Genomic DNA, 16,151 nt, shown 5'->3' on the forward strand with positions numbered 1-16,151 from the left:
TTCAAAGCCTAATATACAAACCAATTAAACTTTTATGCCATTTCATTGTCTAAGGAATTGAATGGTCCCAATAAGCGATTTAAAACTGATTGAACTCATACAAGACCCCAAGACGAAAGACAGGGGTTTTCAATTGCTCATGGACTACTATCAGCAGCGGGTGTATGGCATTATCCGGAAAATGCTAATTGTCCACGAGGATTCCGATGACGTCCTTCAAAATACCTTCATCAAGGCATTTCGCAATATTCACAAATTCAATGGGAATTCGACCCTATTCACCTGGCTTTACCGGATTGCTGTAAATGAGAGCCTGAATTTCCTGGAGTCAAAAAAAAGACGGTTTTTCTTCCCCATAGACGATCATCACGAGGTCATGGAAAACTATTTGGATAAATCCCCCCTTGTTGATGGAGATGAAATTCAGAAATTCCTGCAAAAAGCAATTTTAAAATTGCCCGAAAAACAACGCCTTATCTTTAACCTGCGCTACTATGAAGACCTCAATTACGAAGAAATCAGCCAAATTACGGAAACTTCTGTGGGGGCGCTGAAAGCCAGTTATCACCATGCAGTAAAAAAAATTGAAGAACAAATCAAATTGTTTTAAACCTTTGACACTAAACCCTGTCTAAGATGAAGCAGATGAAAAATATACCGAAAGAAAATATATTCCAGATCCCTGAAGGGTACTTTGACACGCTAGCCCAACGGACTAGAGAGCGGAAACGGGAACGTAAAGCAAGACAAGTTTGGATTAGTGGAATAGCTGCCGCGGCGGTTTTGGCTGTAGGCATGTTTTTTGCTATTTCTCATGAGACGAGTTTTGAGGATCCAAATTTCCAGTCCAACGTGGACCAGGACATTGAGCTCTTCATTTCCGCAGGCTATTGGGATGAATTGGATATTTTGGGAATGGCGGAAAACCCTAACGATTTATTGGATGAGATCATTGCCTCCGAGTGGGATTACGAGCTGGGAGATGAGCGAAACACCTTTATAGAAACAGAAATCTTTTACTAATGATAAAAAGAACATCAACATTCACCATATTCCTGCTTTTACTAGCGGTAACGGGATATGCACAGAGAGGTAGTCGAAATGAGGTAGACCGGGAGAAGCTTGAATCCGCAAGGGTCGCTTTTATCACCAATAGGTTGGCCCTTACATCAGAACAAGCTGAGAAATTCTGGCCAATCTACAATCAACATAACGAATCAAGAAGAACCCATATGGGAAAGCTGCATGGACTTAGCAAAGAAGCCGGTGATAATCCATCGGAAAGCAAAGCCAGCGAACTTATTGAAAAACGGTTTCAGATTCAGGAGGATATGTTGAAGGACGAGAAGTCCTTTATGCGGGAAATCACCAAAGTAATTACCTCGGTCCAGGCATTCAAACTATCGGAGGCCAATAGAGACTTTACCAGGCAAATTTACCAGATGCAACACCGTAGGCAAAGAGAAAACTAAACCAATAAAAAAAAAACCGGACTTGTTCCGGTTTTTTTATTTATGTCCTGTATTTTTTGAATAAATATATCCTCCCTATCGGTCATTTTTCCTTACTTTGTGCCATGCAAGAGCCGATTTCGCTACAACATCTCAACGAACTTATCAAATCAACCCTCGATAGGCACCTGCAGCCCGCCTATTGGGTCATGGCGGAAATTGGTGAATTTAGGGATTCGGTACGAGGTCATGTATATCTGGATCTGATAGAGAAACAAACCGGTCAGATAACCGCTAAAATCAGAGGGAATATTTGGTCTTACACCTACCAGGGAATCCGTAGGAGATTTGAATCAACTACAGGTGATGCACTCCGAAGTGGAATGAAAATACTTGCCCTGGTGAATGTCCAGTTTCATGAAGTATATGGCTTGAGTCTTATAGTAAAAGATATAGACCCCAACTATACACTCGGCGAACGTGCGAGGAGAAAGCAGGAGGTAATCGATCAACTTACAAGGGAGGGGCTCATACAACTCAACAGGCAATTTGAACTGCCCAAAGTTCCCCAACGGGTAGCGGTGATCAGTTCGGTTACCGCCGCAGGCCATGGAGATTTTATCAATCAACTTGCCCAAAACCCCGATCATTACCAGGTATTTGTGACGCTTTATCAGGCAACCATGCAGGGAAAGGACACCCCTGCATCAGTCATATCGGCAATTGATCAAATCGAAGCAGAACAGCAAAGCAAAGCCTTTGACTTGATCGTGATCATTCGCGGCGGTGGCGCACAGACGGATATGGATGCTTTTGATGACTATGAACTATCCAAATCCATTGCGAATACCACCCTTCCCGTCATCACGGGTATAGGACATGAAAGGGATGAATGCATCGCAGACCTTGTCGCCCATACTTCCTTAAAAACGCCGACCGCCGTGGCGACTTTTCTACTATCTGGTTTTCGGGATTTCGAGGACAGACTGAATGGACAGCTTACGATAATGGAAAGGCGGAGCAGGTTTTATCTGCAACGAGAAGAACGAACCATACATGACAGGGAACATTTGCTGAAAAACTCGGCTGGAAATATCCTTTCAGTACATCGCGAAAGGTTGGATAGAAAAAACCAGCAACTACGCTCCCTGACCAAACACCGCATTAGTATCCAACATCTCCAATTGGATATTCAAGAAAAGGAGATTAAAAAATTAGTGAAAACGGTATTGGAATCTACTAAGGTGCGCATCAATCACCTTCAGCAAGATATAACCCGGCTGGACCCCAACCTAATTCTCCGGAAAGGATATACCCGAACCGAACTGTTGGGAAAACCCATTCAGATTCAGGTTCCCAGTATAGGTGATGAAATCGTCACCTATACCCTCGATAAAAAATTAACATCAACACTTACAGAAATCAACGATTATGACGCCTCCTGATTCATTCAGTTACGACAAAGCGATTACCCGAATTGAAGCCATTGTCAGCCAACTCGAAGAGAATGATAAAAGTATTGATGAACTTGCCGCGCTAGTAAAAGAAGCAAGTAGCCTCGTAAAGGCCTGTAAGAAAAAACTGCGGGCAACAGAGGACGATATTGCCAAAGCTTTTGATTCGGAGGATTAGCATCTCCATTGCCTACAAGATAAATAGTGACTTCAACCCCATTTTTGCCATGTCCAGTGAGCCATCCCCAGCCGATATTAAAAAGCGAATTGATGAATTGACCCAACAGATTAACCATTACAACCACCTGTATTATCAGGAAGACACCTCTGAGATCAGTGATTTTGAGTTTGACAACCTCATGGACGAGCTTATCCGGCTGGAAAAAAGCTATCCCGAGTTTGCGGATGAGTATAGTCCAACACAACGCGTGGGTGGAACAATCACCAAAAATTTTGAAACCTCAGCGCATTCAGTGAGGATGCTTTCTTTGGGGAATACCTATTCTGAGGAGGAGTTGATTGCATTCGACGAGCGGGTTCAGCGGGGATTGGGGCATTTAGACTATTCCTATTTTTGTGAACTCAAGTTTGACGGTGTTGCTATTAGTTTGGTATATGAAAAAGGCAGGTTGGTGAGGGCAGTCACCCGTGGTGATGGGTTTAGAGGAGATGTAGTAACAGAAAATGTCAAAACAATTCGAAATATTCCGTTGCGAATTAAAGGAGACAGAATTCCTGAGATATTGGAGGTCAGAGGCGAGATATTTTTACCCCGAAAGGAGTTTGAAAAAATCAATGCTGAACGGGAAGCGAATGAAGAAGCTCTGCTAGCGAATCCCAGAAATGCCGCATCGGGAACACTCAAGATGCAGGACTCAGGAGTAGTAGCCAAGCGAAGGTTAAACTGTTATCTGTATCAACTTTTAGGAGAGGATTTGGACATAGACCAACATGATGAAGCTATCGCTTTATTGGAAAAATGGGGCTTCAATGTTTCACCGACCTATCAAAAATGCCAAACAGTCCAGGATGTACTCCAATTTATTGAACTATGGCGGGAAAAACGCCACCAACTTCCCGTTGAAACTGACGGGGTAGTGTTGAAAATCAATGATTACGGACAGCGTGAAGAACTTGGGTTTACGGCCAAAATTCCACGCTGGGCTATTGCTTTCAAATACCAAGCAGAAAAAGCGACCTCTGAATTGTTGTCCATCACCTATCAGGTAGGACGCACAGGTGCGATCACGCCTGTAGCAAATCTGTCACCGGTATTACTGGCCGGAACCACCGTAAAACGGGCCTCCTTGCACAATGCCAATGAAATAGAACGGCTGGATCTTCACGAAGGTGACACGGTGTGGGTAGAAAAAGGAGGCGAAATCATACCTAAAATTACGGCCGTTTCTTTAGAATTAAGGAAGGCTACCGCTAAACCGATCCGTTACATAACCAAATGTCCCGAATGCGGAACCGAACTGCTCCGCAAGGACGGGGAGGCCAAGCATTTTTGTCCCAATGCCGGATCCTGCCCACCTCAGATTTTAGGTAGAATCGAGCACTTTGTGTCCAAGAGGGCTATGGATATAGACACTTTAGGTACGGAGCGAATCCGTGCGCTTATTAATCAAGGATATGTTCGAACCCCAGCGGATATTTACGACCTCCCCGATATCCAGGAAAAGCTGTTGGGCTTGGAAGTGTCGGAGGATCAATATACCAAAAGCGGCGAAGGCTATCTGTACGTTTCATTGAAAAAAGCCCTATTTGCCCTTACTGACGGTATTTCCTTAACGGCAATCGATCAATTTTTAACCGGGGTGGATCAAGAAGAGCAACCGATAAAATTGGCGGCGTTTTTAGACTTTATCCGGGAAACAGGCAAAAAGGTAAATGAAAATACAGCTGTCATTCGGCGACTGACGGATCAGCTTGACAGGGAGGCATTTGACCAAATAGAGGATTTTATTCCTGTATCCGCAGTACTTAAATCGCTGGGTTCTCTCCCATCACACATATATGAACAATTAACTTCCCTCTCTAAAATAAAGAACACTGTTCATGACCTGCTCTTTTCTTTTCAATCGGAATTATCCCAAGGATATTTGGAGAAAGTCCGAAAGCTGAAAGGCAATTCCTTTCAGGAAGGTGTCATTTCCAACATGATGGAAGGAATCCAAGCGAGTAAGGGGCAACCTTATGAAAAAGTGCTTTTTGCACTTGGTATACGCAATATTGGTGAAAATACAGCCGTTCTTTTAGTAGAACACTTTGACACTTTTGAAAAGTTAAAGGAAGCCGGCAGGGAGGAGCTTCTCGATATCAACGGAATTGGCGAAACCTTGGTGGATAGCCTTCAGGATTTTTTGAATGTTCCGGAAAATATGGAAATCATCAAAAGATTAAAAAGCCATGGCCTTTTATTTGAATCGAGTAAAGAAGGAATTATATTGGAAAGTGAAAAACTTAAAGGTAAAAAAATCCTGGCATCAGGAAAGTTGCACCACTTTAAAAGAGATGAAATCATAGATTTTGTCCGGTCCCATGGAGGTATGTATGTAAAATCAGTTTCCAAAAACATAGATTTCATAATAGAGGGAGAAGATATGGGACCTAGCAAAAAAGAAAAAGCGGCTAAACTAGGAATCCCCTTGATCTCCGAGGAAGAATTCCTCAAAAATGTAACCCGATAGATATCCCCTGGTGGTTTTTGGGTGATTAGCGCAAAAATAATTTATTGACAGACACCTTTTAATCAGTTTATTACTCCAATACTACTTCCATTTATCTTCTTTGAAAGGGGATTTTGTTTCAATTCTATTAATTTTACGGCTAATATATTGTCCCTATGAGATGGATAAAGGAATACTTCATTAAAAATGCACTGGACAAAAAGAACCCCGATGCTGCCCTAAAGGAAACGCTGGTATTAGAGCATGTGGATCATATCTGCATTATTGCCCAAAACAATCAGGAACTGGATGAGACAACTTCGTTTGTCAACAGGGCTTTCGACCGAAGCGTCCAGATTTCGGGAATATATTATGACGAAAAATCCACTGATGAGCGGGCATTTTCTTATAAGGATTTCTCCCTGTTTGGCATACCGGAACAAAAAATAAAAAATTATCTGTCTCTTCAGCCAGATTTGATTATTTTTACTTCCGAGAAAGCCAATTACTTCGAACAATATCTTCTCTATTTAAAGCCAAAGCCCTATGCGATTGGTTTTTACAGCGAACCACTAAAGCCCTATCTGGACCTTATGCTTAATAAAGAGGGGAAAGATATTCAAACAGCCACCGAACAACTCTTCAAATATTTAAAGCAGATTAACTAAACACATGAAATCGAGCATGACGAGATCGTCACACAGTGGGATGATTATAATTGCGAGATTCCATCTGACCATTGAAAAAAGAATTATAAACAGATGAAATCGAGCATGACATAGCCGTCACACACTGGGATGACTATCAACCATGCGAGATTCCATGTGACCGCTGAAAAAAAATTATAGACACATGAAATCGAGCATGACGAGAACATCCCACGGAGCGATGATTACGATTGCGAGATTCCACCCCGGCAAACCGGGACAAGTTGTGGCAAATGAAAAACAATCATAAACACATGAAAAAGCTTATTGGAACCGGTGTAGCATTAGTAACCCCCTTCCACACAGACCTTTCCATCGATTATCCTTCTTTGCAGCGGATAATTGAGCATGTATTACAAGGAGGCGTGGATTATCTTGTGGTGATGGGCACTACCGCGGAATCCGCTACGCTTTCTTCCAAAGAGAAGAAAGACGTCTTGGCTTTTTCGAGGAAAGTACTAAAAGGCAGACTTCCGCTTGTCTATGGTCTGGGAGGAAATGCCACTCAGGCTGTTCTTAATGAATTAGAGGAAACGGATTTTTCTGGCGTAGATGCGTTGTTATCCGTAAGTCCCTATTACAACAAACCGAGTCAATCCGGAATTATCCAGCATTACGAAGCCATTGCTGATGCCTGCCCAGTACCGGTTATTTTATATAATGTACCTGGAAGGACCATGTCCAACATGACTGCGGCAACCACCCTTCACTTGGCCGAACATCCAAACATCATTGGCATGAAAGAAGCTAGCGGTAACTTAGAGCAATGCATGCAAATTGCCCACAAAAAGCCAGATGACTTTTTATTGATTTCTGGCGATGACATGATCACCACCGCACTAAAAGCTATAGGAGCCGAAGGATTAATTTCCGTTTTAGCCAACGCATACCCCGCTATTATTTCTTCCATTATACATGGTGATTCGGAATCCTCCAAAAAATCCACCTTTAAGTTGTTGGAAATTAACCCATTAATGTATGAAGAAAGTAATCCTGTGGGTGTAAAATGCCTGATGAATCACCTCGGATTATGCGAGAATACTGTGAGATTACCTTTGGCAGCGGCGAGCGAAAATCTGTGTGAAAGAATAATATCTGCTGCAAATCACTTGGAAAAGGAACAGGTAATGGACACCCAAGTAGGCTAATTGCTTTTTGACTTTAAACTGATTACACTCGAAAAAACAAATAAAAAAAGCTATGAAATAAAATTTCATAGCTTTAGTCAATTAACAATAAACCCAAAATAACCTGCTGTAGGAGAAGGAGTCGAACCTCCACGGGGCAGTTAGGCAAAAACACGAGCTCGATGTTTGCTTTATCCTGAATTCCCCACCCCCGAGACCGGAGGGCATGTCTGCCAGTTTCATCATCCTACAGTATAAAAGACCATTTGCCTTTATTTGATATTTCAAAGGTAGCAGGTCGATAGCCTATTTACAAATAATTTAACAAAAATTGTTAAAATTTACATTAATCGTAATTTAAATTATTTTTTTTTGTCGATAACGTAATTTAATAGATTTTTCATGTCCCTTTTTGCTAAAAGTAAAACGTGTTTCTGGGTGCTCCTTCCATATCGATATCAATTGCCTACCGCGAAGCATATATCAGATCATTCATTGGCACCTTAATTAATTGGACGGAACTTATCACTAAAAAAAATCCTTTATTTTAGTGACTTTATCCATTTTCCGGAACAATAATATACATGCTTATTTTTAAATCCCTTTCCTCCAGAAATTACCGGCTTTTTTTTGCGGGGCAGGCGTTTTCCAACCTTGGCAGTATGATGCAACAGGTTGCCATCGGTTGGTTGGTATATCGCATTACTGGGTCCGCCCTGTTATTGGGAGTAATATCCTTTTCAAGAGAAATAGCTGTGTTTACTTTTTCCACCGTAGCCGGAGTACTGGCTGATCGTTATAATAAACACAAGCTGTTGATGGTTTGCCAATCTTTGGTTGCGTTTCTTGCTATTGTACTGGCTGCAATTACACTGACAGATACAATATCTATCACACTGTTAATTATCCTTCAACTACTTTTCGGGTTGGTATCAGGTTTGGAAATGCCTTCCCGGCATGCGTTCGTCAATGACCTCGTCACTGATAAATCCTACCTCACCAATGCAATTGCTCTTAATTCCTCCTTATTCAATACTGCACGAATAGTTGGTCCCGCATTGGCGGGGTTACTTATTCCAATAATCAGTGAAGGGTACATTTTTCTAATCTATGCTATCGCAAGCACAATCGTCGTTTTCATTTTTTTACAGATAAGATACACTCCACCCGTAAAGGAGCCCTCAGAAAGGAATTTTAAGGAAGAATTTTTAGAGGGAGCCGAATATGCATTGAAAACTAAGCACATCCGCTTTCTTTTGTTTTTTGTGGCGGCGATTACTCTGCTGGGCATATCCTACACCGTGGTATTGCCAATTGTAGCTTCCGAAGTTTTGCTAGGGGATTCCGTGGTTTTTGGCTATATGACCAGTGCAATCGGCATTGGAAGTCTGATTGGTGCCGTGCTGGTAGGAAGCAAGAGTCATGTGCTGGGACTGGACAAGTGGATTTTGGCAGGATCCATCACCTTTGGGATGGGATTGCTGGTTTTCTCTTTTTCGTCTGTCCTTTGGGTATCGCTCGGGGCATTGGTTACCACGGGGTTAGGTCGTGTATTTATTTTTACAGGAACCAACACACTCCTTCAAACGCTGGCTCCTGAGGAAAAAAGAGGGCGCGTGCTCAGCTTTTACATTATGCTCTTTATGGGTGCTTTGGCGGTTGGGAGTTTTGGGATCGGGCTGATTACAGACCTGATTGGCGCACCGCTTACGTTACTAGGCAGTGCTAGTGGTGTGTTGCTTCTTTCTATTTACTATGCCAAAAACCTACTCCTATTGCGAAAAAGAACCTATAGGGCCATGAAGCAGTCGGGTATCATGTAAGTGACAGATAAAACTACAGTGACGTGAAGCAGCCGATTTTAAAGCAATTTTCGCATTTCATTTCTACACTGTTTTTCTTTTTCGTATCTTTAAAAAATGCCTATATTGAACATATAAATCCTACTAAGCATGAAACCTTTCCCTCTTCTACTATTAAATACATTTACCTTTATACTTACCCTGATTTTAAATTATGTTTATGGTAGTGGAGAAAGGGGGGAACGCACTGTTGGTGAAATCAGTGACCTTTACCCTACCCTGATAACACCTGCCGGATATGCCTTTGCGATCTGGGGAATTATTTACCTTATGCTGTTGGGGTTTCTGATTTATCAATGGGTAGGCTTTTTTAGAAACAACAACCAAGAATCTTTGTTTCCTTCAGGCGTTTGGTTTGCAGCTTCCAACGTATTTAACGGCCTTTGGATTATCCTTTGGACAAATATAGCCCTGGGGTGGTCCGTGTTGGTAATTTGCGCGCTTCTCTTCTCCCTGATCCAACTTGTCATCCGACTAAAACTGGAAATATGGGATGCTCCAATGAGAATTATATTCTTTGTCTGGTGGCCGATTACCGTATATATTGGTTGGATCGTGTTGGCAACGACTCTAAATATTTCGGTTTGGTTGCAAAGTACAGGTTGGCTTGAAAATTCCATTAATCCAGAGATTTTGTCTACGTTTGTTCTGGCAGTAGCCACGGGGATATACGCTAACCTCACTTTTAGCCGAAACATGCGTGAAGCTGCGTTGGTAGGTGTTTGGGGCACCTCTGCGATTGCCGTTAATCAATGGGGGCAAAATGAAAACGTGGCAGCTGCCGCGGTGGCCTCAGCTATAATATTATTTTTAATTGCCGGGTATCACTTTATAAAAAATTGGAAGGATTCTCCCTTTGGCAAACTTCTTAATAAAGCTTGAAGAAATTCCTTTAATGGTATATAGCGCATTTTTTGTGTACATCGACAAAAAAAAGCCAGAAGTTGTTTTTAGAAAAAAAATAAATGTCTAAATTACACTTACAAATATAGCCATTGAATCTTATTGCCATTTTGCCGTAATTTCTTGATGAAAAATGATTCATTTAACTTAAATTGAATCTCAATCTTTACGACAAATTTGGTAATGTTAGGAACAAGGTGCTATTTTTCTATAAACCTATAAACCTATAACCTATTATGAAAAAAACATTCTTTTTTGGATTGGCGGCTTGCTTTATTAGTACTGCCTCATTTGCCCAAACAACCTCAGTTGTTGAAGATTTCAAACCTTCCAGTTTAAACCAACCCGGCAAGGAATATCCAATGGTAAATTCCCAAGGGTATGCCAGGTTTCGCATTGAAGCACCTGATGCGCAAGCAGTCAAAGTGAGCCTTGGATTAGGGGGTAGAGGCGGGACGACCTTATCACAGACAGAGGACAGCACTTGGGTCGGTACAACAGAAGGACCTCTGGACGAAGGTTTCCATTATTACCACCTTACCGTGGATGGAGGGACATTTAACGATCCTGGCTCTTTGAATTTTTACGGATCCACACTGGATTTTTTAGTTAAGCTTAATTATGGAAACCTTCCAGATTTGTTTTTGATAATCAGTTAGTTGATCTTATCAAACGTGTGAAACCCGGAAGGTTTTTCTTTAGATTAAGGCCATCTGATTTCAGGGAAATACTGCTGATTTCAGGATTGGGCTAAACGTAATTAAATGCACTAGAAAACTTTGGACTACGAGTACCAAAAATTAAATTCCCTTAGATTCAGATTTGTCGTATGCTACGAAACTAAAATGATTTTCCCTGTACGTCCGGGTTTTTCGTAAGCCGCTATTGCCTCTTTTACTTGATCCAGCGGAAAAGTATCCGCTACGTCCACCTTCAAATCCTGCGAGGTCAAGGTTCCGAAAACAGTATGAAAGGCTTCCTGTCGGGACTTTTTATCCAATCCTTCCAAATAACTGGTAAGCCAAAATCCTTCAATACTCAGGTCCTTAAATATCATCAAGCCGCTATTCAAAGGAATATTTTCCAAACTGAGCAATCCATAGACCATCATTTTACCTTTGGGCTTAAGGCTTGCCAATGCTTTGGCACCCAAACTTCCACCCACTGCGTCAAATACAACAGAAACTCCATCTCCATTGGTTGCGTCCATTAATGCATTTGGAATTTTCTCAGTTTCGGTATTCACTACCAAGTCCACCCCCCTATCCGTTAGCTGGGCAATCTGCTCCTTCCTCCTGACGGTACAGGCTATCTTTATTCCCTTAGCCTTTGCCATTTGAATAACCAGTTTGGAAAATGCGGATGCTCCGGCAGTCAGCAACAACCAATCACCTTCCTGCAATCCGCTTCTTTGCAACATGCCATAGGCCGTCATTGGATTGATAAATGCTTGGCAAGCCACCTCATCCGGCATACCTTCAGGAGCGGGAATGAGTTGATTGGCAGGAAGGCAAATGTATTCTTTCCAGGTACCGATTGCCGAGAAAATCACCCGGGTTCCCCTGTTAATCCGATCTTGATCACCTGCATCCTCTACCACTCCCACGGCCTCAAACCCTGCAGAGCTGGGGAGTTGAGGTGCAATCCCATACATTCCCCTGACAAACATGATGTCGGAAGGGTTGATATTCCTTGCCGTAATCCGGATCAAAACTTCGCCTGATTTCGGAACTGGAACTTCTGCTTCTTCTACCTTCAGGACATCCTGGGGATATCCGGTTTTATAAAATATGACTTGTTTCATAAGTTTTAATTGATTTAGCCCGAAAAGGAATTCCCCTTCAAATGTCGACTCAAATGGAGACTGCAATCGGCAGGCCAAAACTATTGAAGGGTTTTGTCTGTTTTTTCGTTAAATCCGTAAACCTTCCAGGTTTTGTTGATAATCAGATCGTTGTTCAAATTAAATGGGCGAAACCTGGACGGTTTTTCTTCATAAATTGCAGGAAAAAACTGAGGATTTTAGGCATTTAATATTTCCTCAATTTTCTGTAACTCCTCAGTACTGAAATCAAGCACCTTCAGACTGTTGACATTATCCAAAAGCTGCTCGGCTTTGCTCACTCCTACCAATACAGTAGTGATCCTAGGATCCTTAAGCAACCAGGCAATGGCCATTTGGGCGAGATTTTGGCCTCTTTGTTCAGCAATTTCATTTAGAGCTTTTACTTTCGCCAACAATTCTGGAGTTATACTGTCTTTCGTTAGGTAGCGGCCATCCTTTACTGCACGGGAATCCTCGGGAAATCCTTTGAGGTATTTGCCTGTAAGTACTCCTTGCTCCAATGGTGAGAAGGCAATAGATCCGATGCCTTCCTCTTCCAAAACATCCAATAAACCATTTTCCGCCCAACGATCCAGCATACTGTACCTAGGCTGATGGATTAAACAGGGAGTTCCCAGTTCCTTAAGGATTTTTGCCGCTAGTGAAGTCTCTTCCGCACTATATTGGGAGATTCCCACATAGAGAGCTTTGCCCTGACGAACGATAAGATCAAGTGCGCCCATGGTTTCTTCCAAAGGCGTCATGGGGTCTGGTCTGTGGTGGTAGAAAATATCGACGTAATCCAAGCCCATGCGTTTCAGGCTTTGGTCCAAACTGGCAACCAGGTATTTTTTGGATCCGAAATTTCCGTAAGGCCCAGGCCACATGTCCCAGCCAGCTTTGGAGGAAATGATAAGCTCATCCCGGTACGGTAAAAAATCCTTTTTTAAAATCCTCCCAAAATTTTCCTCAGCTGCCCCAAACGGAGGACCATAATTATTTGCCAGATCAAAATGGGTTATCCCTAGGTCAAATGCTCTACGAAGCAAAATTCGCTGGTTTTTAAAATCATCCGTATGGCCGAAATTATGCCAGAGGCCTAGGGAAATCAATGGAAGATCAATACCACTGCGTCCACAGCGCCTGTATTGCATGGTTTCGTACCGCTCTGCGGAAGCTTCATAAGGTTTAAGCGCGTTATGGTCGTTAATTTTCATAGCAATTTTTTTGTTCGATTAATTGAGTTCAATAAAGTGGGTGAGGCATCAAGCTTTTGATGACATTCCATTCAATCCTGAAAGGTAATAAATGTTTTCCTTTTTGCCTTTTTCCAAGTAGGACCGAAGTAAGTAGGTAGTCTCCAAAACCGGTTTGACCGACTGCAACATCGGCAGGATGTCTTCGGTACGATGCAGATTTGTAGATCGGTCTATAAACCCAAAAGCCGCCAACAAGCCATTTTCAAAAAGCAGGGCGGCTTCTTCCTCCACTTCCCTGCCGGTTTCCTTGATCAGGATAGTAGAGCCACTCAATCTTATTTTACCCAGCATTTCTTCCACGCGGTCTGAATAGCTTTCCGCAGACTCTTCTCCGCAGCAGGCTCCCAGACAACTTCCCTCCTTGAAATCAAAACAGGCTTCTGTTGTTTTCTGAATCCCACAGAGTTTGGGGCAAAGTTGATGGCTTTTTACCAAATCCAGTAAATAGTACCATGCATCCGAATGATTCGTGAAGGTAAGGATTGGCTTTTGCTGTCCATTGTTTTTGGAAATTGTAAATCGCGGATAACCTTGCTGGTCTTCATAGGAAAAAAGACCCCAAGAGGTTGCTTTGGTTTTGAGGGAACGGTTATATTTTGGCCAGTGTTTTTTTATTTCCAAGGTTTCCAAAAGCAAGGCTAAAAACTCGTTTCCCGTCAATTCGTAACTCACATCGTGAATTTCAGTTTTCATAGCTATTTTAGCCTTACCTGAGAAATGGCTTTTAAAGCGGCTTTTTATATTGATAGCCTTTCCAACATAGATCACCTTTCCGTGCAGGTCGTGGAAATAATAAACCCCAGGTGTTTCGGGCAATTGCGCAAATTTCTCCTGACTGATATGGGGAGGAAGCGCAACTTCCTTTTTCCTGTTTTTAAGGGAAGCCGCAATAATACCCTGGGCATCTGCCTGAATAAGCTGCCCAAAAAGAACTGCTGTGGCATACGCATCCCCCATAGCCCTATGCCTTTCTGCTATGGATATGTTTAGTTGGCCGCAAAGGGTGCCTAAGGAATAGGATCTGTACCCCGGAAATATTTTACGGCTAAGTCGGACCGTACATAATAGTTGCGGATTATAAATCATTCCCACCCTTGCAAAGGCATCTTTGACAAAATTTACATCAAAGTTGACATTGTGGGCCACAAAAATTTTCCCCTGCAAAAAATCAAAAAGCTCATCGGCTATCTCTTCAAAAACAGGAGCCTCCTTCAACATGGCTCCGTCGATCCCAGTCAGGCCAGTAATAAAACCTGGAATAGGTCGCTGTGGATTGATTAACGTTTGATATTGGGAGGTAACGGACTGTCCATCATGGATCACTACCGCTATTTCAATAATGCGGTTATCGGGTGTAAATCCCCCCGTAGTTTCAATATCTACAATGGCATACATAGATTGGCGTGGCTTTTGGTTACAAAATGCAAACTAAATTTGTAACTTACCAGAATCATAAATGTACCATCTTCGGGCCAAGTCACCCAATGGTCCGGGATTTAATTTTGAAATGTAGATGAGAGAAATCGCAGACAACTGGCAAATGGAAATTACAGAGATCAGTTGGGGTTTTGAGCAAATATTAAAAAAAATCCAAACGCCGGCCTTTAACATGAAACGCACTCCAGAAGTCTGGAGCCCAGGGGAAATCATTGACCACCTTTACAAGGTTAACAAAAGCTATTTCCCCATTTTCGATGCCATTATTCAGGGAAAGTACAGCAAACCGTTAATGGGATATATTCCTTTTGTTGGGAAAAAAACAGGCGAATTTATTCTCAAATCAATGGTCAGCCCCAAAAAGGTGAAAACCTTCCCCACATGGGAACCTCGCCACAGCCTCATCGATCCCTCTGTGGGGGACCAATTTTTAAAGCAGCATGCCCAGCTTTCAAAGTATATTGAACAACTGGATCCATTTCTAGAAAAAAACCTGATGATAGCTTCCCCAGCAAATAAACTGGTAGTATATCAGCTTGATCAGGCAATTGAAATCATACTTGCTCATGAAAAAAGGCACCTAGAACAGATTAAAAATGCAGTAACCCATTAGCCCTATGCCAACCGAAAAAGAAAAAATGCTGGCCGGACAACTTTATCTGGCATCTGACGAGGAGTTGAGCGAGGAAAGGCTTGCTGCAAGAAAACTTCTCAAAAAATTAAACGAGAGTGCCCCTGAAGATATCCGGTTGAGGAATCAGCTCTTCAAAGAGCTGTTGGGAGAGATTGGAAATGAATTCTGGATCGAGCCTCCGTTCTACTGTGACTATGGCTACAATATCCGTGCAGGTCAGCAGGTGTATTTCAACTTTGACTGTGTTATTTTGGATGTCAGCCAAGTTGTTATCGGAGACAGATGTCTCTTTGGGCCTAAAGTGCAAATTTATGCCGCCACCCACCCCATCAATTGGAAAGTCCGGGGTAGTTTACTGGAATATGGGGCTCCGGTCACCATCGGATCTGATGTTTGGGTAGGGGGAGGCGCAATCATTTGCCCAGGAGTCAAAATCGGCGACAGAAGCATAATCGCCGCAGGAGCAGTGGTTACCAGAGATGTTCCCGCGGATGTTCTAGTCGGTGGCAATCCTGCCAGAATTATTAAAAAGCTGGAGAACAAAGATGAACCCCCTGAAATTAACTAATGAAAAATAGCCCGCAGATCTCGCTGATCTTCGCGGATTTTTTTTTGCGCTAGTTTGTGCATATTACAATCTCCGACCTTTTTCTGCGCTTATCTGCGCAATCTGCGGGAAACAATCTCCCGCAGATCTCGCTGATCTTCGCAGACTTTTTTTGCGCTAGTTTGTGCAAATAATAATCTCCGCCCGTTTTTGCTGCACTTTTTCTGCGCAATCTGCGGGAAACAATCTCCCGCGGATCTCGCTGATCTTCGC

15 protein-coding genes and 1 pseudogene are annotated in these 16,151 nt (G+C 42.5%); 13 read left to right on the top strand and 3 right to left on the bottom strand.

Annotated elements, in window-relative coordinates:
* Positions 1 to 61: 61 nt before the first annotated feature.
* The 11 genes and pseudogenes from FQ608_RS05010 to FQ608_RS05060 form a co-directional block, all read left to right on the top strand.
* The gene (locus tag FQ608_RS05010) at positions 62 to 610 is read left to right on the top strand and encodes an RNA polymerase sigma factor (RefSeq protein WP_158856688.1); all 549 of its coding nucleotides are present in this window, start codon (positions 62 to 64) and stop codon (positions 608 to 610) included.
* A 26-nt stretch (positions 611 to 636) separates the two neighbouring features.
* Complete coding sequence (locus tag FQ608_RS05015) at positions 637 to 1,023, top strand: hypothetical protein (RefSeq protein WP_158856689.1); 387 nt, start codon at positions 637 to 639, stop codon at positions 1,021 to 1,023.
* The gene (locus tag FQ608_RS05020; protein ID WP_199856309.1) at positions 1,023 to 1,472 is read left to right on the top strand and encodes a hypothetical protein; all 450 of its coding nucleotides are present in this window, start codon (positions 1,023 to 1,025) and stop codon (positions 1,470 to 1,472) included. Before FQ608_RS05015 ends, FQ608_RS05020 begins: the two co-directional genes overlap by 1 nt.
* A gap of 104 nt (positions 1,473 to 1,576) precedes the next feature.
* Positions 1,577 to 2,896: an exodeoxyribonuclease VII large subunit gene (gene xseA, locus FQ608_RS05025; RefSeq protein ID WP_158856690.1), complete on the top strand. Its 1,320-nt coding sequence runs from the start codon at positions 1,577 to 1,579 to the stop codon at positions 2,894 to 2,896.
* Positions 2,883 to 3,083: an exodeoxyribonuclease VII small subunit gene (xseB, locus tag FQ608_RS05030; protein WP_158856691.1), complete on the top strand. Its 201-nt coding sequence runs from the start codon at positions 2,883 to 2,885 to the stop codon at positions 3,081 to 3,083. The genes xseA and xseB overlap by 14 nt, the downstream gene beginning before the upstream one ends.
* Positions 3,084 to 3,132: 49 nt before the next feature.
* On the top strand, positions 3,133 to 5,598 hold the full coding sequence (gene ligA / locus FQ608_RS05035) for an NAD-dependent DNA ligase LigA (protein WP_158856746.1): 2,466 nt from the start codon (positions 3,133 to 3,135) through the stop codon (positions 5,596 to 5,598).
* A 155-nt stretch (positions 5,599 to 5,753) separates the two neighbouring features.
* The gene (locus FQ608_RS05040; RefSeq protein WP_158856692.1) at positions 5,754 to 6,245 is read left to right on the top strand and encodes a DUF6913 domain-containing protein; all 492 of its coding nucleotides are present in this window, start codon (positions 5,754 to 5,756) and stop codon (positions 6,243 to 6,245) included.
* 293 nt (positions 6,246 to 6,538) lie between these two features.
* Entirely contained in the window at positions 6,539 to 7,432 is an 894-nt protein-coding gene (dapA, locus tag FQ608_RS05045; RefSeq protein ID WP_158856693.1) for a 4-hydroxy-tetrahydrodipicolinate synthase, read from the top strand.
* A 563-nt stretch (positions 7,433 to 7,995) separates the two neighbouring features.
* Entirely contained in the window at positions 7,996 to 9,234 is a 1,239-nt protein-coding gene (locus tag FQ608_RS05050) for an MFS transporter (RefSeq protein WP_158856694.1), read from the top strand.
* 129 nt (positions 9,235 to 9,363) lie between these two features.
* Positions 9,364 to 10,155, top strand: a complete 792-nt coding sequence (locus FQ608_RS05055) for a tryptophan-rich sensory protein (RefSeq protein WP_158856695.1) — start codon at positions 9,364 to 9,366, stop codon at positions 10,153 to 10,155.
* 257 nt (positions 10,156 to 10,412) lie between these two features.
* A pseudogene (locus FQ608_RS05060) lies at positions 10,413 to 10,769 on the top strand (esterase); the annotation flags it as partial.
* Between the two features lie 239 nt (positions 10,770 to 11,008).
* On the opposite strand, the gene FQ608_RS05065 reads toward FQ608_RS05060, so the two are convergent.
* From FQ608_RS05065 to FQ608_RS05075, 3 genes are all read right to left on the bottom strand, one after another.
* A complete protein-coding gene (locus FQ608_RS05065) occupies positions 11,009 to 11,980 on the bottom strand; it encodes a zinc-dependent alcohol dehydrogenase family protein (RefSeq protein WP_158856696.1) in 972 nt (323 codons plus the stop codon).
* Between the two features lie 218 nt (positions 11,981 to 12,198).
* Positions 12,199 to 13,218 (bottom strand): L-glyceraldehyde 3-phosphate reductase, encoded by a 1,020-nt coding sequence (gene mgrA, locus FQ608_RS05070; protein ID WP_158856697.1) that lies wholly within the window; start codon positions 13,216 to 13,218, stop codon positions 12,199 to 12,201.
* Between the two features lie 48 nt (positions 13,219 to 13,266).
* Positions 13,267 to 14,655: an exonuclease domain-containing protein gene (locus tag FQ608_RS05075; protein WP_158856698.1), complete on the bottom strand. Its 1,389-nt coding sequence runs from the start codon at positions 14,653 to 14,655 to the stop codon at positions 13,267 to 13,269.
* Positions 14,656 to 14,773: 118 nt separating this feature from the next.
* Here FQ608_RS05075 and FQ608_RS05080 point away from each other — a divergent pair, with 118 nt between their 5' ends.
* Together FQ608_RS05080 and FQ608_RS05085 are read left to right on the top strand one after the other, a co-directional pair.
* On the top strand, positions 14,774 to 15,310 hold the full coding sequence (locus tag FQ608_RS05080; RefSeq protein ID WP_158856699.1) for a DinB family protein: 537 nt from the start codon (positions 14,774 to 14,776) through the stop codon (positions 15,308 to 15,310).
* A 4-nt stretch (positions 15,311 to 15,314) separates the two neighbouring features.
* Complete coding sequence (locus FQ608_RS05085) at positions 15,315 to 15,899, top strand: sugar O-acetyltransferase (protein WP_158856700.1); 585 nt, start codon at positions 15,315 to 15,317, stop codon at positions 15,897 to 15,899.
* The last annotated feature ends 252 nt before the right edge of the window (positions 15,900 to 16,151 follow it).

The sequence above is a fragment of the Lunatibacter salilacus genome (assembly GCF_009797935.1).
Classification (GTDB): Bacteria; Bacteroidota; Bacteroidia; order Cytophagales; family Cyclobacteriaceae; genus Lunatibacter; species Lunatibacter salilacus.